Here is a 21,796-nt window from a genome sequence, read left to right as displayed (position 1 = left end):
ATCCATTATTGCAGCCTATGGAATCCATAAATCCACTACGTCAGTTCGTTTTGTTTTTCTTATTAAACACCTAAGCTTAGATCAGTTATAACTATAAAAATTAGCTCAGGCTCTATCCAAGATTAGTTTTGAAATCAATTGCAATAATTTCACACGAGGTGTTGAAGAAAAATCATGATTAGCCTCTTTGATGCTATAGGTTGGGATATGACCGATTGGCTGTTGATTTCCCAGAACTTGATCATTTTCAGCAAAGACAATACGAACATCATTGTGTTTAGCAAGATCTCTGTATAATGATTGTGCATCAATGGTTTTGAATTCAGACCAAAAATGCGTAGGAACCTCAATAATTAGATCGGAACGAACTAAACGAGAGTTGCCTTGAATATTTAGATGTGAGCCTGGATTTTTCCATCCTTTCGTGTTAATAAATTCTTCAAAAGGAGACAAAATTGGCGGAGCCAACAAAAGGGTTAATGCATTATGAGGGAGCTCGAGAGCAATAGTAATACAACCTTGGGAATGACCAATAAAAATGCAGTTATCGATATTATAATGATCCTGAATATAGTGGATAATTTTATTTAAGCGTTGGCGCTGAATCTGAAAAGGTAAAGCAATGCATCGGTCATCTAACACTTGTGAATACTCAGCCCGCACTGAAAGCATAGTATCAAGACAGATAGATTCTATATCTACAAACAATCCTCTGGATTGACGTTTTACGCCAAAACCGTGCACAAAAATAACTGCAGTCTTAGCCTGGAGATTACCACTATTAAATTCAACTTCAAAACGCTCATCAGCATGGAGTGTTATTATCTTTTTTAAAGATGTCATATTTATTGCTCATATGATTAAATCTCTAATCATATATATTAATAAATAAATGAGAACCTGTTCTGAAAATTAAAGCGATATCATGGCCTAATACATCCACTGTTTTGAAAAAAAAGCTTAGCCGGGTTACCGGGGCGCGCCGGTGATATGTTACATAGCTTATTTGCATGCAATCATCTTTATACTTCCCTAGGTTGACAAAAATTATATTGACATCAGCAACTATGTTGCATTAAGATTTCAATCTGACTTAAAACCATACAAAAGCAGATTCGTAACGCCATGAAAATTACATCTTAAGTACGCCCCTCTATAGGGCAAATAGAGAAAACCCTTGTTGGTTTCTATTTTTTTATTGTCCTAAAAGACATGCTTAAGAGTAACCCATGCACCACAAACCGATTCAATTTAAAGACCTAAGTCTTATCTATCCGCATAAAACCTGTTTTCAAGACTTCAGTGGCGAAATTCGCTCTGGTGAGCGTATTGCACTGATTGGCCGAAATGGCTCAGGAAAATCAAGCTTACTTAAGATGCTTGGTGGCCTTTGTTCGGCCTCTGATGGCGAGATTAAAATACCTCAGGATGTTCATATTGGTTATTTACCCCAAGTGATTGAAGAGTATCCTGATTTAAGTGGTGGTCAACGATTAAACCAAAAGTTGACCAAGATATTGACTAAGAATCCTAATGTTTTGCTATTAGATGAGCCAACGAATCATCTGGATAGACGTAATCGTCGTTCTTTAGTGCGTAAGCTTCTGCATTATACTGGGACGTTGGTTATCGCTTCTCATGATAAGGAGCTCCTCAATACAATCGCAGATACTCTATGGCATATTGATTTAGGCCAAGTGACTGTATTTCGAGGAGCTTATTGTCATTATCAGCAAATGCTTGACGATAAGAAGGGATCAATTAAACAGGAATTAACACGGATTGCACATCAGAAAAAAGAATCACATCTTGCTCTAATGAGAGAACAAGAACGGAATAAACGTTCTCGTGTTCAGGGTGAAAAAAAGATAGTGCAGCGTAAATGGCCCACGATTCGGTCTCATGCAAAGCTCGCCAATGCAATAACAACAGGAAATAAACGATTAAGTCAGATTAATCAAGAAAAACAACACTTGCTTGAAGAGCTATCTTCTCTAAACCTTCCGGAAACGATTAAATCCAAATTTAAATTAAATGGTATTGACCACCGTAAGCCCTTAATCAGAATTCAAGATGCTTCTATTGCCTATGAGTCTACAGATGTGATTCTTGAAGAGATTCATTTTCACTTGAATGGCTGCGAACGGGTGGCCTTGTATGGGGACAATGCATCAGGGAAGTCCACCTTTGTTAAAGCGCTCTTGGGGGATAGTCAAATTAAGAGAACAGGTGAGTGGACTCTGCCTCAGCGCACTACAGTTGGGTATCTCGATCAGCATTATCAACATCTGGATCGTAACGAAACAGTTCTGGATTTGATGAAAAGTCAGATGCCCCATGCTTCTCATACTGAACTTCGTGTCCATTTGAATGATTTTTTATTTCGCAAAAATGAAGAAGTTGAAATAAAGATCAAAGATCTTTCTGGAGGTGAGAAGGCAAGACTTTCTTTCGCCTTAATTGCTGCCAATCCACCGAAGCTACTTATTTTAGATGAGGTAACCAACAATGTAGACCTGGAAACTCGTACTCATATCATCGAGGTATTACGTCAATTTCCAGGAGCAATACTTGTTATTTCTCACGACCATGATTTTTTAGAATCCATTCACATTGAAACCAGGTACCACGTTCATCAACGGAAGATACATCATTTCAATGAGGGACAATCAGAGGGTGTTCACTATGACTAATCGTTTGCCTAATCACATAGCTCCTTTTATGTGGCATTTTTTAAAACCGTATCGTCGCATGGTTTTTTTATTTATCCTGCTTGCTTTAATGGCTGGATTTTGGGGACCATTTAATAGTTTATTGATTAAATCCTTTATTAATACCCTGGCTGCCAAAACAAGTACGGACTTTTCCTCTTTGTATTGGATTGCTGGGCTACTGGTAGTGAACTTTATTGTTTTTGACAATATCACCTGGCGAACAATCGGGTACTTGAATTATAAATATGAAGCAGTGATTAAAAACCAAATCATTAGCCAAATGTTTGAGTATGTGTTGGGAAGTAGTACGCAATTTTTTCAGGATAATCTATCTGGGCGAATTGCCACACAAATTACCATTCTTGCTGATAATCTCGAGATTATTTTGCACCGTGTGTCGGTCGACTTTCTTCGTGGTGCTTCATTATTAGTGGTTTCATTTATTACAGCCTATTTTGTTAATGTCCTGTTCTTTTATATTTTATTTCTTTGGTTCATTGCCTTTGCTTCATTTAGTATTTGGATGTCGGCGCGATTGGTTCAATTGTCCGATGACCATGCAAATTCTGAATCGCAGCTTGCTGGGCAATTAGTCGATAGCCTGGCGAATCAATCCAATATTCGTATTTTTTCACGGAAAATCTATGAAGTGGAACGTATGAACACGTTTTTTAGCTTGGTACAACGGGCTTTTCAAAGAAAAGAGCTGTTTATTGTTTTGTTATGCTGCGCACAAGGAGGAATGATTGCGGTAATGATGGGTTTGGCATCAATTAGCTTAATTCACTTGTATGGCAAGGGACTGGTGAGCATTGGTGATTTTGCTTTGATTCTTGGGCTTTCCATGGAATTGGGCCATATGATGTGGTACACCATGTACCAAGTGGACCAATTTAACCAAGCGTTAGGCAAGGCAAGACAAAGTTTAAATGCATTAGTCATTCCCCATGAGATACAGGATAAAAACAATGCGTTCCAATTAGTGGTCAGGCAGGGACGAATTGATTTTTCCAAGGTAAAATTTCATTACCAGGGTGGTTATTCCCTGTTCCAGAATAAGTCGGTAACCATTGAAGCCGGTCAAAAAGTGGGGTTGGTGGGCTATTCAGGAAGCGGCAAGTCCACTTTTGTTAATTTGATTTTGCGGCTATATGAAGTAGTGGATGGGCAAATTTTAATCGATGGTCAAAATCTATCCGAAGTGACACAAGAGAGTTTAAGGCAAGCCATTGCCATGATTCCACAAGACCCAACTCTTTTTCATCGAAGCCTAATGGATAATATTCGTTATGGCAGGACAAACGCTTCGGATGAGGAAGTCATTTCAGCCTCCCAGAAGGCCCATGCACATGAATTCATCAGTCTTTTGCCAGAAGGTTATGAGACCTTGGTCGGTGAACGTGGCGTGAAGCTTTCAGGTGGTCAGCGCCAGCGCATTGCCATTGCTCGTGCAATTTTAAAAAATGCGCCCATTTTAATGTTGGATGAAGCCACGTCACAGCTCGATTCTATTACAGAATCCAACATTCAAGACAGTCTTTGGGAGTTGATGCAGGGAAAAACAACCTTGGTCGTTGCACATCGTTTATCGACTCTGTTGCATATGGACCGAATTTTAGTATTCGATAAAGGCCATATCGTTGAAGACGGGACCCATGCTGAACTACTAGATCGCGGTGGTTTGTACAAAACACTGTGGGATGCGCAGGTAGGTGGGTTTTTACCCGATGAACGAAAGGAAGAGTCTCAAGACTTAATGGATAGTTGGATAGCAAATGAATAAACCACATACAGAGTTTAGGGTAGTTAATCATTTACTTACTAACCTATTATCTGGTTTGCAATCAATTTTAAAAGAACATTTGGTGGGCGTTTACGTGTATGGTTCATTCGTCTGGGGTGATTTTGATGAAACAACCAGCGACATTGATGTTCTTGTGGCATTAAACCAAGAAATGACATCAGAAGAATTCGCGGCTTTAGATGATTTTCATTCCAATCTGGTTCGGCATTTTCCAGATTGGAATGACCGAATTGAAGTGGCTTATGCATCGTATAGAATGTTACAACGTTTTAAAACAGAGCAAAGTCAAATTGCTGTCATTAGCCCAGGAGAACCATTTCACCTCAAAAAAGCAGGAACAGATTGGCTTATTAATTACTATTTGTTGCAAACAAATAGCCTCACTCTATACGGTCCATCAGCAAAGTCGATTATTGCTCCTGTATCAAACAGTGAATTTATAGAACACGTCAAAAAACAGGCTTATGCGTGGCAAGATTGGGTTGTTCATACCAGAAATTGTTTAGCGTACCAATATTATGCTGTATTAACTCTATGCAGGGCTTTGTATGTGCTCCAACATCAGAAACAAGGCTCTAAGTTAGAAGCTGGAACTTGGGCTAAAAATCAATTCCCGAAATGGCGAGTTTTAATTCAACGAGCATTAACTAAAACTGAACTAAATCATGCAAGCGATATGTTGACCGGCGAAACCTATCAAGAAGTCACTGCATTTGTGGGTGAAATGGTTCAGCATATTCAAGAGAGAGAAGATGGAAGTCAACCAAGAACAACGGCTTATTGAAGTAGTTTCTTATGATGCTAATTGGCCTATGCAATTTGAACAGGAAGCAGAGCGAATTAAAAAAGCATTAGGCAGTAATTGCATTGAAATTCATCATATCGGTTCCACATCAGTACCTGGTTTGGCTGCAAAACCAGTCATCGCTATGATTCCAGTTGTTTTAGATATTAGCAAAGTGGACAGTGCTAATGCTGCCATGCAGGCATTGGGCTATGAAGCCAAAGGAGAATACGGCATCCCTTTTCGCCGCTATTTCCAAAAGGGGGAGAACCTACGAACACATCATGCTCATATTTTTGAGTTTGGAAGTTCCGAAATCGAGCGGCATTTAAAATTTAGGGACTGGATGAGAACACATCCGGAAGATAAAGAAGCTTATGCACACTTAAAACAGGAGTTGGCGCATCAACATCCCTATGACATTACTGCTTATTGCTTGGGTAAAGAAAGCTTTATTGCAACAATTGATAAAAAAGCAGGATTTAATGGATTAAGAGTGGTGAAGGCATTAACACCGCGCGAATGGGATAAAGTACGTCATTTCAGACAGTTCTATTTTTTTGATAGAGCAGGTCTTTCTGACCCTTACACTTGGACTTTTGAGCATGATGCTCATGTTCATTTCGTTTTATCTCAGGGAAGTGACATGATGGGTTATGCCCATCTGCAATTATGGCCTCACAAGAGAGCAGCGTTGCGTATCATTGTGATTGATGAGGAAAAAAGAAACCATCGATACGGTAGCCAATTCTTGGCGCTATGTGAAAAGTGGCTCAAAAAACAAGGCTATCAAAGCTTGCACGTGGAGTCCTCACCGGATGCGCTAAGATTTTATAGAAATAATGATTATATCGACATGCCATTTGATGATCTGGATGGCTATGAAGGTGATGCGAGAGATACTGCAGTAGGGAAAATACTATGATTCAAATCGAAAAAATAACCCGGGATTTGGCTCAATCCTTATGTCGAGCCATTACAAAGAATTTGCCAGAATACTTTGGTTTACCAGAAGGGAACGAGCACTACGCAATAGGTGTAAATCCATGAATTAACAATAACCATCGCACCGGTATTGCTTGGTTCGGGTCGTTCATTAGTTGGACCTTTGATGCAGGACCTTGAGCTGGAACATTCTGAAACAAAGTATTGGCGGGGTGTTCAGTTGAAATATCGGATTAATCTATCAACCAAGAAGAAATAAAAACAAATGTCTATTTGCCTCAGATTTGGTATTTTGAAGGTTTAAGCACATTAATATTGTAATAAATTAGATGTTCGTTGCAATTGATTAAGGAATATGGGTAATCATTATGAGTGTAAATCTAATCTTGTGCATTTATTCATTTTTGACTTTTGTTTTATTTCCTGCTTATGTTTCGGCTGGAGCAAATTCTATAAATTGGAATAAAAACAAAGTAATAGAGCGTGTTAAGAAAGCAGAAAACCATGTTGCACATCATGGAAAAGAAAATGCAATTTTAGAGTTTCGGAAAAAGTCCAGTCGTATTTTTGCAATTAATTTTGATGGCATAGTTCTAGCCTCTCCAATACACCCTGAAACTGTTGGAACAAATCAAATCAATTTTAAGGACCAAACTGGAGTTTTTGCAGTTAGGGAGGAAATTGAGAAAGCTAAGATTGGTGGAGGTTGGCTAAAAGGACGTTATAGGAAAAATCACATTACTGGTAATTATGGCTGTAGAAAACTCTATATTCATCCGATGCCTGGTAACTACTTTATTGGCTCTTGGTATTACTATCCCGCAACAAAAAAAGGAAACTGTGAGTTTTGAAGAAAGAAAGTTGTGCAAGTAAAACTATTATATTACTCAGCAGGAATTAATTTAGAAAATCTTACCTCCTGGTCTACAACCCAGAACATATCTGAAATTATTTGTTTGAAAAATTGGTGGGGTTTACAGTGGTAACTGGTAATACTTGTTGATTCAACTCGATAATTGTAGTTTTATGAATAATAACTAACCCTTACTGCAGCGGCTACACCACTTTTCCTTATATAATATCTTATCGGCACGAGATTCCCATTGATGGCCATTCTTACAAATCATTATAATTTTGGATTTACCGTTCAAATACTCTGTTGTTAAGCATATACCACCATGTCTGCTGGCGAATTGGTGGAAATAGTCTATTGAATATTTTCGAGAATTTCTACGCGCACAGGTGGGGCATCCCGACTTATTTTTCGTTCGATTATAAATCGTAGCCTGCCAAGTGTGGTTTTCTTTGCATTTCCACCATACTATCTTGCCTACATGCGGAGTAAAGTCAGATGGATTTAATCCTTTATTCAATTCGTAATCCCATTCGGCCAACAGTTCAGGGTAAGAAACAGCTAGGTTATTTGTTTTTGAAGCATACCGGCCATAACAAAATGGACAACCCGTCCCACGTGTTCTACTGTGAGGTGCTGCTTGCCATTCATGACCATCGTTACATTTCCACCAAACTTTAATATTCATGTTTGGAGTTATTTCTTCGGGAAGAACTCCTCCATTTTTTTCATGATGCCACTCGTTAACGAGCTGAGGGGTTATTTTTGCAAAATTCCACTCAGTGGTCGCTTTGTTCGGAACAATACGAGGACAATGAGGGCAACCAGTGGTTTGGCATGAGCGATTATTTAGTGAAGTTTCCCAAGTATGACCTTTCTCACATCTCCACCAGACATTTTTATTTGCCGCAGGGCTAAAATGTTCAGGAGACAATGGAGCATTCAAATCATAAGCCCATTCTTTTGCAAGCTCTGGTTTTTTAGCAGCTAATGAAAGCTCATATGGTGGAGCAGGAAGCTGGGAAACTATTTCCCTATATAAAGTGTTATTAATAAGTAAGCCATTATTAATATAATCCTGTAGCCTTTCGCGCTCTGAATCGGAAAAATCAGTAAACTTAATGATTTGGTTAATGAGACTAGAAATAATTGGAAAAGTATTGCCTGACCATTTAAAAGAGATATCTCGAGCACTTAATAACGATAGTCCCTCTTCTCTTAAGCGAAATAACTGAATACCTTGTTCTTCAAACAATTTTTGCTTGATGGAATCAATGTTTGATCTTAGCTTATGCCAGTAAACACCGTCAATTTCTATCCCAATCTTTTTATCAGGAAGAAATATGTCACATTCGTATTTTTCAATTTTTTCACGCCAAGAAACATTAGGAAACAATGCTTTTATTTCAGTGTAGACAGCAATCTCGATTCTTGATGTTTGAAGTGCGCACTTCGAGCAACCAGTGCCATTGTGAACTCTAGTTCCTACTGTTGCTTGCCAGTCATGGCCATGCTTGCAAGTCCACCAGACCTTTGTTCCACCGCCGGCAATAACATCATGAGGCGTTAATGGCTGGTTCTTACTAGGATGCCAATCTTGAGCAATATCAGGGCGAAGTTGAGCAAGACTGTTGTCATTACATATCTTGCGATTTGTACAGTAAGGACAAGAATTGTTGTATTGTTTTCTTGTTCGGTTTGTAATTGTAGCTTGCCAAGAATGACCCTTTAGGCATTTCCACCATACTTTTTGCTTCGCTCTGGGAGTAAGGTTTTCCGGTTTAAGATTTTTGTTTTTAATTAAGTCAAACTCTTTCAATAACTCAGGGTATTCAGTAGCAAAATTTCTATCCCTTGTTGGTTTTTGGCCAGCACAGTAAGGACAGCCGCATCCACGATTCCGGCTATTGATGACAGCTTCCCATTCATGGTTATTTGGACATAACCACCAGACTTTTATTCCTGATCCAGATGAAACATCTTGAGGTTTTAAAGGTAAATTTTTATGTGGGTGCCATTGTTGTGATAATTTTGGATTTTCTAACTGTAAGGTGCCAATTCTTTTAACCAAACCAAGAGATTGTTCAATTGAACATCCTTTCTTTACCATTTCAATAACGTGTGTATAAGCTCGATTATAGTATTTTGCTGCATCTTTTAGAGTTTTAAACTCTAACCCTTCCACTTGAACAGAAATACCAGTGGTTTTAGATGCAAAATCTGGAGGAGGTTCAAGTCCTAGAGCTTGCTCAGGAGTCCAACCTTTTGAAAGACGATAATTTACTGTGTTTCGGGATTTACCAAATGCTTTAGCAGCACTCTCAAGTGAGTCAAATTCTTTATCTTGAATAACTACTTTTCTCTTCATTGCCTGCTTAGACATTTGCATCGAATCATATGTCAGATGCCGAATAATAGCATTTTCTTAGGCATGCAAGATATAAACATCAACAGCAAATCTCAACAAATGAGTCGGTTTTGGGAACTGCCCTGAGCTTTAGTAGTTCACATCAATAAATTATTATTTAATGAAATTTCTATACTGTATGTCTCTTATAAAATTCTGATTATTCATCATTAGCCTGGTGAAACGGCGAATCTATCTCTTAAATATTTCTATTTACTTGAGGAGGATTTAGCTATCTTATCTAATCGTAATTCTTGAACTTTATTATCACGAATCCACTCAATAGGATGTTTTCTTATTAGTTTTCTGGATTTTTCATTTAACTCAGTATCCTTGGGTAGCATATCCAAAGCAATTATTGGACGTGACATGTGGAGCCGTAAATAATTTTTTTTCAATTGGACCAATAATTTCTTATGGATTTCATCTGTTGCTTGTTCTGGTTCGCATAGGCCAAAAGAATAGATTAAAGCAGCGGTGACTGCAGGGTAATAGGCTTTAATGAGGTTGGCTTCAATTTTGTTATTTAATAATGTTATTAGGCGGGTACGTAATGCTTCTATGGTTGGGTTGATATTCATTGAAATGATAAAGATATGAACAAGTAGAATGCGTATATTTTCAAAAAAATAATCCATCCTAGATAATTGTTCTATAACACTATAGATGCCATTAGCTATTGCTCCATGAATGTTGCGATCATTTTTAAAATATGAATAATCTTCATTTTCTATATTGGGTGCAGGAGGAAATTTTGAACCATTCTGCTGGAGAAAGTGAACGAAAATATCTATAGTAAACGAGCAACTCTGAATGATATTATAAGGTTCTGACAAGTGTATTTCTGTGCTGGAGATATCGGTCAATTTAATTATGTTGTGATCGATGTTATTTTTAATGACCTTCAAAGCAGAGTGAACTATATCTGGTTCGTTTACTCCTTCTATTAAACAGAGTTCCATTACATATTCAAGGACCTCAGAATATTTATTGATACCTTGATGAGTAAGAAAAAATTGATTAAAAAACGGTTTTGACAGTGGTCGAAATTCACTTCGTAAAAATTTTATGTTTCCAAAAAGCAGTTTTTTGAACGTACCAAACTTTCCCAACCCTCCTCCATAACGCTCTTCACGATTTAATTGAGACTCCGGTTCAGAAAACATTAGTAAAATAAGTTTATTAACTAATGTTGTTCCTATGGGATATAAGCTCGAACAATGACTGATTACTTCTTCAAAAATAATAGAAAAAGTTATCGGGTTGTGATTAACTATGTGTTTACAAAACTTTTCGTCAGAGAATAATTCTAATAAAGCCAATGCGTCATTTTGCACACCAGATATATCTTGCATTGCTGTATTAAATATTGGCGGAATACTTGGAGCAATTTCTGAAGTAAGCCTCCTAATATTTTCCTCTATTCCGTCTGATATAATACGATTACATTCATGAAGAAATCTGCTTGCATTTTTAACAGAAAATTTTACAGGTTGTATGAGTTTATAAAACAGATAAATACTTATTGCTACTAATGCATAATTCCAGATTAATAGGACGATTTCGTAGAAAAATGACTGGAATCTATTATCTGAAGTCATATTGTAGTAGCCTGCAGTGCCGTCTAAAAGACCAGATTCAGTAAGAAATATTTTTCTAAAAGGATGGTCTAGTATAGCTATTAAGCCAAGGATGATTAATATCCATAAAATCCTGCGCATGGGTAACCAACCCATATTCAGCCTAAATTTAATAATAGGATCCACTAACGCAAAAAATGCAAGTAAAAATGCTGCTAATGTGATGAAAATACTAATCATATTTTTTTGCACTCTTAATATTTGGAAAGAACCATATTTCAAAAAAATAGCTAATTCTCTGAGTCATTTTTATTTGCGTTTTAGCTAATATATCTCTGATATTGGTCTTACCCATAACTGAAGCGTAAACGGTTTTTTCAGTCATCTATCTATGCGCTCAGATGAGCGCAGCATAGATGGGTTTAAATAGATTGTATGTAACTGCATATAGTAAATAATAATGTTTCCGATTGGTAGGCCAAAGCATGCTATTAAGCTGTTGCTGAATATTTAACTTTTTCTTTAGTACGTCTGTAAATCATTATCATAAAAATAATAGTGATGAGTATAAAAACCAAAATAGATGGTGAAGCTGCTATACTTGTTTTCTTTACAAGTAGTAGAGAAATTAATGGAGCCAGTCCTGCCGATAAACTTGCTGCTATGGAATAAAGTATCGATAAAACGGTACAACGTAGCTTAATAGGAAACATCTCCGCTAGCATGACAGGGACGGTTGCATAATAGGCTCCAGCCGGAATCGCAATTAAGGCTTGACTTAAAATGAATCGATAAAAAACATCTTGTGATAACGAGTTGAAAAACGGTTGAGACAAGATCATAAAGCCTAGGCTGGCAACAACGACAATTGTTTCTCTATTCACTCTATCAGAAAGCTTTCCAATAATAGGGAATATGCTAAGTAAAACTATTAACGATATAATGTTGGAAGTAAGAATCTCATAGTCTTGAAAACTACTATATAAATGAGCTTGCATAGGTCCATAAATATAGATCTGAAAGGTAGTAGTCACGCCCAGGCAACTCAGAACAAATACATAAAAACATTGCATTTTATGATTTTTAATATAATTGGCAGACTCTGCAAGAAGGGAATTAAATTTAGGTTTAGGTCTGTCTGCATAGTACATTATGTATTCCATACTCTCAGGAATGCATAACCGAATGTACAAGCCAATGGATGAGCCTAACAGGGCAAGAACAAAAGGCACACGCCAGATTAGCCAATCGAGCTCAGGGCAGTAAGTAGTAAAATAAGTTACCATTAGTGCTATCAGCGAGGCTACCAACAATCCTGACATAGCACCAAAAGAAGCCCAGCTTCCTGAATAACCTTTTCTTGATGTTTCAGCATTTTCAATAAGATAAGCGGAGGAATTTAGATATTCTGCACCACAAGAGAAGCTCTGGATGATCCTCAGTGCTAATAAAGCAATAACAGAAAATGTCCCTATGGAGCTATGCGTAGGGATGAATCCGATAAGGGCTGTAGATACTCCCATTGAGAGGATCGAGGCTGCCAGGATAATTTTTCTACCATAAATATCGGATAGTAATCCCATGATCATAGCCCCAATGGGTCTAGCGAGATATCCGGCAAAAAATGTTAGAAAGACTAGAATCAAACCTTTAGTTGCATCACCAATCAGATATTTCGCAATGTAAACAGAGAGTAGACCGCAAATAGCCATATCAAATGATTCAATTAGATTGCCTAATGTTCCTGCGAGTATGATTCTAGTTTGATGCTTCATGCGATTATCCTTTATTTAACAGCGCCGAACGGGTTGTTAGTGATTCTTTGTCTTTTATTCGGTCTACAAATAAAAATCCATTTAGATGATCAATTTCATGCTGCAGGATTCGAGCTTCTAAACCTGTAGCTTTTTTAGTAAGTGCATTTCCCTCAATATCGAAACCTGAATATTCGATTTCCATAGCGCGAGGTACTTCACCCATTAATTCACCACAATTCAGACAACCTTCAAAACCTGTTTGGATTTCCTCTGATAATACTTTAAGCGATGGATTGATTAGCACTGTGTCAGGAATAGGGTATTCCGGTTTTCTGCTCTTAGTATAATTTGTACCAAAAACGATAATGCGCTTACTAACTCCAATTTGCGGTGCAGCAACCCCAACAGCAGCTTTTTCTGCCATGATATCAATCAGTGTTTGCGCTAATTCTTTAAGCCAGCTACTTCCAAACTCTGATATATCGATCGCTTCGGCTGTTTGCCTTAAAATAGGATCTTCTTTATCCAGTAGTGTGTTCATAGGTTTCCTGATTGTTAATGATGAGTGTAAGGGTGGGCTTGGTCTTCGCAAGTTTGTCTGGAAAAACCAGGTATTCTTGCATCTGCTTTAATGCAAACTTACCCATGGCTAACAGTTTTTCACAGTGAAGTGAGCTCTTCGTTTGAATATGAGGATTTATCCGTTTTAGCCCGAATGAAAAGATTGCTCTATAAGATTCATATTGAGTGGGGATGGAAATGCCTGTAACGAATCCTGGCTCCATTTGTCTGTACTTTTTAATTTCCTCTGTATAGTCCAAATGAGAGAATTCACTCCATAATTTTGGCTGCTCTTGGGTAATGAAGCTTGGTTGATAGCAGCCATCAAATAACCAAAGCTGTTTCTCAATTAAATTTTGCTCTATAGAAGGTTTAGAAGAGAGGAAAAAGATTTGGCCTGATAGGTTGATAAGAGCAATAGATATATAGTCTGTTTCAAGTAGCCCAATCACATTAGAGAATACTTGACGCATTGTGAAGAAATGCTCAAAGAGAAATTCTTTGGCTTTTGGGTGAAGATTTACTTCAACAGCTGTTACATCCATATTTACAAACTTCTTAAACTGCATGACTTTTCTGTTTTCTTTTTTCCTCATAGGAAGAAATTGATCCAATAGCCAAGTCAATGATTTTTAGTAAATTATTTTCCGATGTGTCGATTGCACGTACTTCTTTGATTAATCCTAACACAAAGTCGGCATAATCGTCATTACTCCCATGAGAAACAGGGTACAAGTGATGACTCTGCTTCAAGATGTAATGAAGTAGAGCTTCATCGATTTCGCTTTTCCTAGGTTCAGTATATTCTTCTTCACCAAAGAGCAACCAGCCTGGGTTTATTTGAAGATGTTGTGCCAGTTGTTTTACTTTTTCATAATCTGGCAGAGCATCACCTCGTATATAACGACGGCAAATTTGTTCAGATGCGCCAGTGAACTCTGCTAAGGTCTTAATACAGATCCCATTAGGCGATCGCGAAGCAGTATGTCCTTTGTCTTTGAGAGTATGGATTAATCGATTTGCGAACGATTGATAGGGTCCTTTACTCATAAATTATCCTTGTAACCATAACATCGTAAAAAAATTATCATATAAAACGATATCATTCAATATCATATTGTATATTAATTTAAATTTCTTGAATTTACATATTGATAATAAAATTAATATTGTATTAATATAAGTTTCGATAAGTGATATCGAATGTTACTTTTGTGCGAATTGGACCCTGGTACTATGTTTTACAGGAGTATGTTGTATGTTTCATGATCAAAAAGTCACCATTTATAAAGGCATTATTCAATATTTGTTAGATTCTACCAATTATTCCCTGCAACGAATTGCCAATTTATCTAACTGTTCAGTCGCTCATCTGCGGTTAATTTATGAACACGAGCGTTTGCCGAAGGAAAGAAAGGTTGAATTGGATCTCCTAAAGCTATTTATTATCGTAATCGATATGGAGTTCAAAGGTGAATGGAAGGCGCGTTTGCAGCTTAAATGATAAGGAATTGGGAGAGTAATAATGCAAGCAGTTAATGAAGTATTTACACAACAAATATTATTTATCAACGATCTCGAAGTTATTATCGGCAAGGACCGATTGACCTTACGGCGCTGGTGGAGTGAAGGAAAGTTTCCCAAGCCAGTAAAATTACATGGCAGAACTTTAGCTTGGCATAAAGAAGTGATTGATAATTGGATTAACCAATATGTCAGATAGACCTCATTTTCATTGTCTGAAGTGGCCAGTGGCTGCTTTAGACAATTGTGTAAATTGTAGTAGTGTAAATGCTAATTCATGTAAATACCTTGAATGCTGTAAGTTGAATCCTGGTTAAAGTTTTTTCTTTTGCGTCCAATTACCTTCCAGTATTAAGTCCTGTCTTATTTTCTAGCGCGGATATAAGCTTTAGGCTAGAATCACTAATAACGAATTTTCTTTGCAGATTTTTGTTCCCGCTAAAAAGAACAATCAGAACTCGCTCAGCAGACTTACTTATTATTAGTTTAACTAGATGAGATTTTATACTAAAAAAGAAATCTTACATATACAGCTAAAATGGGCGTTGGCCACACCCATTTTCATTGCGTATTTTATCTACATCGTTATTTCCGGACCTTTCTCTTTCTGATGCTCCGCCTTCAAGGCTTCAGAGCGCCGTAGTACATCCGCCATTCCAAAAAAGGTAAAACTTAGATCGGCACATTTGGATTTTTTAAGAACTCGTTCATTTTCAGAGTTAAGCGTATCGAATTGGACTGTATTCCTCGAGCGAAATGCGGATTTAACCGCTTCATTAGAATAGATTGAGTACATTTTCCAATTGTCATTTCCAATACATCTCCATACAGGAGTAGAAAAAACGAAGATACCCGTAAGTTGCTTGACTCTTTCTTTGATATTTGTCATTTGAATGGCTCGCATATAATTCACTAAGAACTTTTCATGCTCATCACTTTTTACATCCTTCAATACGCTACTGTATTTATGAGCCTTCTTTGGACTACCAAACTCTTCTTCTACAGCTCTTCTCTTCAAGTTTGCCATTCTTTCGATAATGGATGCTCTTTGTTCATTATAAAATGACTCTAATCCATTTGTCTGAATTGTAATGATTTCATTAGGGGAAAAAGTTTGAATAATTTTGCTTTCTGTACCGCAAGCCTTGAAATAATCCTGTAGATAAGAAGATAGATTTGACAATGTATTTAAAGCAGATTGCTGTGCCCTTATCCTTTTCTCCATATTGTATTCGCAACTTGATATTAAGGATAATTGAACATTTTGAATCAAGCAGCAGGCAGCTTTTGATAGTGTAATTTTGAAAGGCCCTTCCTGATGCGATTGAGGGAATAGGGAAGATACAGCAATAATATCGCCATTTAACCATGGCACCGTCTGATTGGGATCATATATCAGAGACCCTAAGTTCAGCGCAACAGACTTTTCCATAGGAATTGAATCTGTCCATTTGTGCTGACCAATTTCAACATCTGTATCGGCATAGCTACCAATACGAAGCAAAACAGAACTCCACCGAATTAAATCAGATACAACAGCTAAATTACCACCGTTCTGATTAGAGTATTTGCTAAGCTCATACGAGGCTAATTGGTAGCATCGTTTATCTGTCGCTGTACCAAATTGCTCGATAAGTGTTTTGAGATCATTTTCAAATGAAATGAGTGAAATTTGATTCTTTTCTGCAAACTCTGATAATTCCAATAAAGCTGAAGTATTTAAAAGAGACTTAGCATACACCAGCGACAGAAAGCCTGCAGGATTTTTTTCGCGATATTCTCTAAAATCATTCTGATAGAGATAAGGCATAAAAATTGCGGGATCGTGCGCCAACCAGATTTTATAATGGGCATTACACAGAAAATATTGCCTACTTCTCTTTAACATAGGTTCCGGGTCGGAAGAGGTCAATTCTTTTTGTTGCAAGTAATCGATAGCTGTTTTTCCTTCATTATCTTTACAATAAAAATTTGCACCTTTTTCCAACAACCAATATATGGTTTCAAAATGTCCTCTTTCAGCTGCAACATGAGCAGCAGTTTTGCCAGATTGCGGGCCAGGTTCATCAATATTAAAATCCTCACCTTTGACATCCCATAATCTTTTTAATTCGGACAAATCATTAGCTGCAGCCGCCTTTCTAAACTCTAACATAAAAATAAATCTCCAATATTCTCGGGTTGGTATTATACTTGCTGAGCTATTTTTGTCCATCTCTTTCACCTAATTGATACTTCACCTTCAAGCTGGATAAGGTTGTAAATGGTGAACCAGTGCCTTGAATCTTGAAGATGTAACAATGAGAGCGTTTGAGCTGCAATGGTTATTGAACCAGTTTCTTAATTTCTCCCATTTAACTCCACGTTTTACATCAGTATGCACTCTTCGCTTCTGGGGGTTGATAAGACTACAGATTGGTCCGCTTGCATTACAAGCAAATCTTGAATGAATAATGACCATTTTTCTAGAACCTCTTTCCGTTGAGGTAGCATTTCATTCTTATTATATGTTGCCATGATTCTTGGCATTTTGTGGCCTAAACACTTTTCAATGACAACTGGATCAGCATGTAATGTAGAGTTATTGTCAAATCTGGTGTATGCCCATTAGGCGGCCACTCTGTTTGACTGCTCATTAACTTGCACTCCGTTTACAAATTTCACATTATTAACAACTAATGTTAATAGGTTAAACCCTCTAATTTTAATCCATCGTTTTTGAGCCACTTCCATGAGCTTAAAGACCATTGCCAGGGTGGTGTCTCTGGAGCCACAGTTTCTGGACTTATTAGTCCTCAGACGCACTGTAGCGAAGGCAGATTCAATGGGATTGGTTGTCCGTATGTGAATCCAGTGTTCGGCCGGAAAATCGTAGAAGGCCAACAGTTCCTCTTTGTCCTTGGCCAGGCACTCCATCGCTTTTGGGTACTTAGCGCTGTAAAGCTCCACCGTATTATCAAACGCCTTATAGGCCTCTTCTTTGGTCGATGCCATCCAAATCTCATGCAAAGCGGCCTTTACCTTTGGCTGCATCGATTTGGGTAGCTTGTTTAATACATTCGCTGTTTTGTGCACCCAGCACCGCTGTTGCCGTGTTTCAGGGTAAATGGCTCCAAGGGCACTCCAGAATCCCAATGCCCCATCCCCCACGGCTAACTTCGGAGCCGTTGGAAGGCCTCGTTGGCGCAGGTCAGTAAGCACCTCACTCCAGCTCGCTGCGGACTCTCGATACCCATCATTAACCGCTACAAGCTCTTTTACCCCGCTCTCAGTAACACCAATGATGACTAGAAGGCACACCTTGTCATCCATGCGAACCTTGCTGTAAATACCATCAGCCCACCAATAAACATAGCGTTTGTCGCTTAAATCCTGGCGTTGCCACTCTTTGTGTTCATCAAGCCATTTTTCTTTTAATCGCGACACTGTATTGGCTGACAGTCCGCGCGCACTCTCGCCAACTAACGCGGATAAGGCTTCTGTATAATCTCCTGTTGATAACCCTTTTAAATACAGCCAAGGAATGAGTTCTTCCATGCTCTTCGTCCGTCTCAAGTAGGGCGGCAACAACTGACTGCTAAAATGAATACCTGAACCGCTACGATCTCGTACCTTCGGGACTTGAACCTCTACTTCTCCTATCCCCGTCTGAAGCTGTCTCGCGGGGAGATAACCATTCCTGACTACTGCTGGACGACCATCCAGTAAACGCACGTCTGAGTACGCTGAGAGCATCTCTGATAGTTCGGCCTCAACCGCTTTCCTTATCAACTCTTTTGCTCCTTGTCTCAACACCTCCGTTAACGGGTCTTCAAAGCCCTTGGCTACCGCTGGTGTCGATGACTGCTTTAGATTACAATCCTTCATGGCGTATCTCCTTTGTTGATTTGTGTTCCGACAAGAACAAGCAACAGAATACGCCACCTAATTTATTTTGTCATACACCACTTTCGACTATAACTCATGTAATGTTTCGCCAAGTTGAGTGGCAAATGTTCTTCTCAGATCATGCGGTGTCCATTCTGGGATTCCAACACGCTTTTGGATTCGTTTGACTGCACGTGGAATGGCGTTATCTGATAACGGTATTTGATCATCTAAACTGGGTAAGACAAAAGGGGAGCTATTTGTTTCTTTTAATTCGATCAATAGCTTTTTGACGTGATGGCTAAGATGTATTTTAACGACAATTGCTCCTTTAGAGTTTTCTGCTGGGATTGTCCATATAGATTTGTCAAAATCGAACTCTGACCAACGTGCAAGGCGTAATTCAGCAGTTCTTACCCCTGTGAGTAAGATTATTTTAAGAGCGTTTTTAATGTTTAATGATATTTTGTTTTTATCGCTATCTAAGAAGTCCCAGAGTATTTTAATTTCATCAAGGCTTAAATAGCGTTCTCGTGGTTTTTCAGATCCTCCAATATCACGAGAACGGATATTAGCTGCAGGATTTTGTTGTAGGGTTCCTCGACTGACAGCATAATTAAATGCTTGCTTAAGTGAGCTTAGCACTCGATTAGCTTGAATAGGGGCGCCACGTTTTACAATAGTATCTAGCGCTTTTGTAATATCCCTAGCTTGTATTTTTTCTAATTCCATATCGCCTAATAAAGGGATAATATCCATCTCAATCTGTTGTTTAATTTGCAGAGGTTTTTTACGATTTTTTTCAGCATATCCCTCATACCAGGCAAGCATTAGTTTTTTTACAGTATTCTCTTCGCGAAGTTTCTGCTGTTGCTCAAATTCGACAGGATTTATTCCTTGCTCTTTTAAATTTTGGGCTTTGTTTTGAAGTTCTCTTGCTTGCTTTAGACTAATACCTGGATATTTGCCCAAAGTCATTTTTTGACGTTTACCATTCATAGTAAATCGGTAAATCCATGACTTATTGCCGCTAGGCATGACACGAATGCCAAGACCTGTGGATTCAGTCTTCTCGAACCAGTTAGCCTCTGGTCTTAGGTTTTTGATGTAGCTGTCTATGAATTTCATCCCTGGTACCTTATGTGTATTTGGTACCAATTTTGGTACCAAAATTTTTGTATAGGTATAATATCATATGAAACTAATTGAGCTACAGAATTTTATAAATTACTATATATATAAAGGGATGTGAGGAAAATATGAATTCGTTTGATAGTCTTTGAAATCGATGTGATATTGATTCGTAATCAATAGGTCCGCGGTTCGATTCCGCGCAGCGGCATTTTAAAATCAATGGGTTATTAGAAAATTGAATTAAATAATTTAATCGTGTCGAATATGTGTCGAATAACCAAATGTTCAAATAGTTTATAAAAGGTTGGCGAGTTATTATGAGTACGATTATTTATAGTTACAGATCTACCTCGACATCCTCAGCTATCATTGAGGATATTGAATTTGGTAGAACTTCAACAACAAGACGATTAATTCGACCAACGATTGTAGATAATAAAGAACAACCTGATGCAAGCGTTAAAATTGAAATTATTCATCAAAAAGCTGAAAAAGGAACGTTTGAGGATATTCCTACCGAAAAATTATCTGAATATAAGGCTAAAGACATAGGTAAGTTGATTTTAAGTAGTGATGAAACAATTTCCCTCTTTAAGCATCTTTGCAATTTGTATGCTATTCACAAAGAAAATGGTGTCCCCTCTGGTCAACATTCCTTCAAATTTGATAATGATAGTAAATTGGTGCGAGTTGAATCAAAAAGAGCTGAGATTATAGAAACACTTATTCAGCAGGGATATTCGGAAGAAGTGTGGGAAAGGTTAGTTGAAAACTCTCCTGATTTAGCAACTAAACTCAGTCTAGCGCATATTTACCAAAAGCGCCTAACAGCTTTAGAGCAATTTAAAATAATGCTTTCTTGTGATCATAGTGAGCATGATTGGCAATCCTTTTTTGAAAATAATAATTGGATATTTGGTTATGGTCTGAATTATAGGATTTTAAAGACAGTTACAGATCAACCTCACTATGGTGGTGTCGTAATTGAAGGAGTTGGAGCTAATAAAGGCGATTTTTTAAGTGCTACCCAAGGGACTCTAAAATTTACTGTTTTAGTTGAAATTAAAAGAGCAAATACTAAATTATTAGAATCAAAAGAATATAGAAACGATGTGGTATTACCTAGTGAAGATTTAATAGGAGGAGTCTCTCAATTGAGAGTGAATGGTCGGACTTGGGAGCAACAAGGATCTCAAGTACCTAAAAATAGGGATTTGTTAGAAGAAGCCTCTATTTATACAATTCAACCACGAAAAATTTTGGTTATCGGTAATACTAATGAATTAAATAATCGTTTAAAGCGAGAAAATTTTGAGTTATTTCGTAGAGGACAAAGTGATGTTGAAATCATAACTTTCGATGAACTGTTATATCGAGCGCAATACATAGCAGAACATACGGAGGAAATTAAAGGATGTTAAACCCAATGATCAAAATGATTAAGGGAAAAAACTAGTTTTCGAGCTAAAGCCAGCATCGCTCGTGGAGTAAATCTTAATAGAAAGGCGACTTTAGCCGCCTTTTTTATATTTATATTAGTGACACGCAGGAATACAATACTCTTTTCCTTGGTAGTACAGATAATCACCATATTGATTTGATACATTCCAACAACACAGGCCTTGAGTCACATTAGATTGCATTGATTTATTATCTGATGACTTGGCTTTTATTTTCTCTAGACATGATTCTATATTTGAATCAGTCTTATCGCAAAATGCCATCAATTTATTGAATTGATCTGGTTTAATGCTATTACTAGACATATTTTTAAATCTATTTACATCTGTGTCTGAAATTAAGTTAAAAGCATGACAACTCATGGTCATTGCTAACATTGATACTGCTATTGCTTTTTTCATTTAT

Annotated in this window: 19 protein-coding genes and 1 pseudogene; 8 read left to right on the top strand and 12 right to left on the bottom strand. The window is 37.6% G+C overall.

The genetic code is table 11. The features are described from left to right. Positions 1 to 105 precede the first annotated feature (105 nt). Entirely contained in the window at positions 106 to 843 is a 738-nt protein-coding gene (locus tag DYH42_RS09755) for a hypothetical protein (RefSeq protein WP_058522368.1), read from the bottom strand. 386 nt (positions 844 to 1,229) lie between these two features. On the opposite strand from DYH42_RS09755, the gene DYH42_RS09750 reads away from it, so the two are divergent. The 5 genes from DYH42_RS09750 to DYH42_RS09720 all read left to right on the top strand — a co-directional run bounded on the left by DYH42_RS09750 (position 1,230) and on the right by DYH42_RS09720 (position 7,098). Next, the gene (locus tag DYH42_RS09750) at positions 1,230 to 2,693 is read left to right on the top strand and encodes an ABC-F family ATP-binding cassette domain-containing protein (RefSeq protein WP_058522369.1); all 1,464 of its coding nucleotides are present in this window, start codon (positions 1,230 to 1,232) and stop codon (positions 2,691 to 2,693) included. Continuing rightward, positions 2,686 to 4,497 (top strand): ABC transporter ATP-binding protein, encoded by a 1,812-nt coding sequence (locus DYH42_RS09745; RefSeq protein WP_058522370.1) that lies wholly within the window; start codon positions 2,686 to 2,688, stop codon positions 4,495 to 4,497. The genes DYH42_RS09750 and DYH42_RS09745 overlap by 8 nt, the downstream gene beginning before the upstream one ends. Further along, entirely contained in the window at positions 4,490 to 5,302 is an 813-nt protein-coding gene (locus DYH42_RS09740; RefSeq protein WP_058522371.1) for a nucleotidyltransferase domain-containing protein, read from the top strand. The genes DYH42_RS09745 and DYH42_RS09740 overlap by 8 nt, the downstream gene beginning before the upstream one ends. Further along, positions 5,271 to 6,227, top strand: coding sequence for a GNAT family N-acetyltransferase (locus DYH42_RS09735; protein ID WP_058522372.1), 957 nt, complete (start codon positions 5,271 to 5,273; stop codon positions 6,225 to 6,227). The genes DYH42_RS09740 and DYH42_RS09735 overlap by 32 nt, the downstream gene beginning before the upstream one ends. Before the next feature lie 388 nt (positions 6,228 to 6,615). Further along, positions 6,616 to 7,098, top strand: coding sequence for a cache domain-containing protein (locus DYH42_RS09720; RefSeq protein ID WP_058522373.1), 483 nt, complete (start codon positions 6,616 to 6,618; stop codon positions 7,096 to 7,098). A gap of 186 nt (positions 7,099 to 7,284) precedes the next feature. On the opposite strand, the gene DYH42_RS09715 is transcribed toward DYH42_RS09720, so the two are convergent. The 6 genes from DYH42_RS09715 to DYH42_RS09690 form a co-directional block, all read right to left on the bottom strand. After that, a complete protein-coding gene (locus tag DYH42_RS09715) occupies positions 7,285 to 9,483 on the bottom strand; it encodes a zinc-ribbon domain-containing protein (protein WP_058522374.1) in 2,199 nt (732 codons plus the stop codon). A 233-nt stretch (positions 9,484 to 9,716) separates the two neighbouring features. Continuing rightward, the gene (locus tag DYH42_RS09710) at positions 9,717 to 11,327 is read right to left on the bottom strand and encodes a hypothetical protein (protein WP_058522375.1); all 1,611 of its coding nucleotides are present in this window, start codon (positions 11,325 to 11,327) and stop codon (positions 9,717 to 9,719) included. A gap of 251 nt (positions 11,328 to 11,578) precedes the next feature. Further along, the gene (locus tag DYH42_RS09705; protein WP_058522376.1) at positions 11,579 to 12,862 is read right to left on the bottom strand and encodes an MFS transporter; all 1,284 of its coding nucleotides are present in this window, start codon (positions 12,860 to 12,862) and stop codon (positions 11,579 to 11,581) included. A 4-nt stretch (positions 12,863 to 12,866) separates the two neighbouring features. After that, complete coding sequence (gene def, locus DYH42_RS09700; RefSeq protein WP_058522377.1) at positions 12,867 to 13,385, bottom strand: peptide deformylase; 519 nt, start codon at positions 13,383 to 13,385, stop codon at positions 12,867 to 12,869. Next, complete coding sequence (locus tag DYH42_RS09695; protein WP_172465006.1) at positions 13,366 to 13,974, bottom strand: flagellar biosynthesis protein FlgJ; 609 nt, start codon at positions 13,972 to 13,974, stop codon at positions 13,366 to 13,368. Before DYH42_RS09695 ends, def begins: the two co-directional genes overlap by 20 nt. Further along, positions 13,964 to 14,455: a helix-turn-helix domain-containing protein gene (locus DYH42_RS09690; protein WP_058522378.1), complete on the bottom strand. Its 492-nt coding sequence runs from the start codon at positions 14,453 to 14,455 to the stop codon at positions 13,964 to 13,966. The genes DYH42_RS09695 and DYH42_RS09690 overlap by 11 nt, the downstream gene beginning before the upstream one ends. 208 nt (positions 14,456 to 14,663) lie before the next feature. Between DYH42_RS09690 and DYH42_RS09685 the strand changes: the two genes are divergently transcribed. Both DYH42_RS09685 and DYH42_RS09680 read left to right on the top strand, forming a co-directional pair. Beyond that, a complete protein-coding gene (locus tag DYH42_RS09685; RefSeq protein WP_058522379.1) occupies positions 14,664 to 14,909 on the top strand; it encodes a hypothetical protein in 246 nt (81 codons plus the stop codon). Positions 14,910 to 14,930: 21 nt separating this feature from the next. Further along, a complete protein-coding gene (locus tag DYH42_RS09680) occupies positions 14,931 to 15,128 on the top strand; it encodes a helix-turn-helix transcriptional regulator (RefSeq protein WP_058522380.1) in 198 nt (65 codons plus the stop codon). A gap of 378 nt (positions 15,129 to 15,506) precedes the next feature. Here DYH42_RS09680 and DYH42_RS09675 read toward each other — a convergent pair whose 3' ends face one another. From DYH42_RS09675 to DYH42_RS09660, 4 genes and pseudogenes are all read right to left on the bottom strand, one after another. Continuing rightward, a complete protein-coding gene (locus DYH42_RS09675) occupies positions 15,507 to 17,144 on the bottom strand; it encodes a glycosyltransferase family 88 protein (protein ID WP_083503038.1) in 1,638 nt (545 codons plus the stop codon). A 152-nt stretch (positions 17,145 to 17,296) separates the two neighbouring features. After that, positions 17,297 to 17,506, bottom strand: a pseudogene (locus DYH42_RS16790) (site-specific integrase); the annotation flags it as partial. 30 nt (positions 17,507 to 17,536) lie between these two features. Continuing rightward, positions 17,537 to 18,796 (bottom strand): IS256 family transposase, encoded by a 1,260-nt coding sequence (locus DYH42_RS09665; protein WP_115316897.1) that lies wholly within the window; start codon positions 18,794 to 18,796, stop codon positions 17,537 to 17,539. 87 nt (positions 18,797 to 18,883) lie between these two features. Then, the gene (locus DYH42_RS09660) at positions 18,884 to 19,924 is read right to left on the bottom strand and encodes a tyrosine-type recombinase/integrase (RefSeq protein ID WP_058523925.1); all 1,041 of its coding nucleotides are present in this window, start codon (positions 19,922 to 19,924) and stop codon (positions 18,884 to 18,886) included. Between the two features lie 323 nt (positions 19,925 to 20,247). Between DYH42_RS09660 and DYH42_RS09655 the strand changes: the two genes are divergently transcribed. After that, positions 20,248 to 21,351, top strand: coding sequence for a Shedu immune nuclease family protein (locus DYH42_RS09655; RefSeq protein WP_058523926.1), 1,104 nt, complete (start codon positions 20,248 to 20,250; stop codon positions 21,349 to 21,351). Between the two features lie 114 nt (positions 21,352 to 21,465). On the opposite strand, the gene DYH42_RS09650 is transcribed toward DYH42_RS09655, so the two are convergent. Further along, complete coding sequence (locus DYH42_RS09650; protein WP_058523927.1) at positions 21,466 to 21,792, bottom strand: hypothetical protein; 327 nt, start codon at positions 21,790 to 21,792, stop codon at positions 21,466 to 21,468. Positions 21,793 to 21,796 lie beyond the last annotated feature (4 nt).

The organism is Legionella birminghamensis, assembly GCF_900452515.1.
GTDB lineage: Bacteria > Pseudomonadota > Gammaproteobacteria > Legionellales > Legionellaceae > Legionella_C > Legionella_C birminghamensis.
The sequence above is the reverse complement of the archived record's forward strand: the minus strand, read 5'-3'. Positions and strand labels throughout refer to the sequence as shown.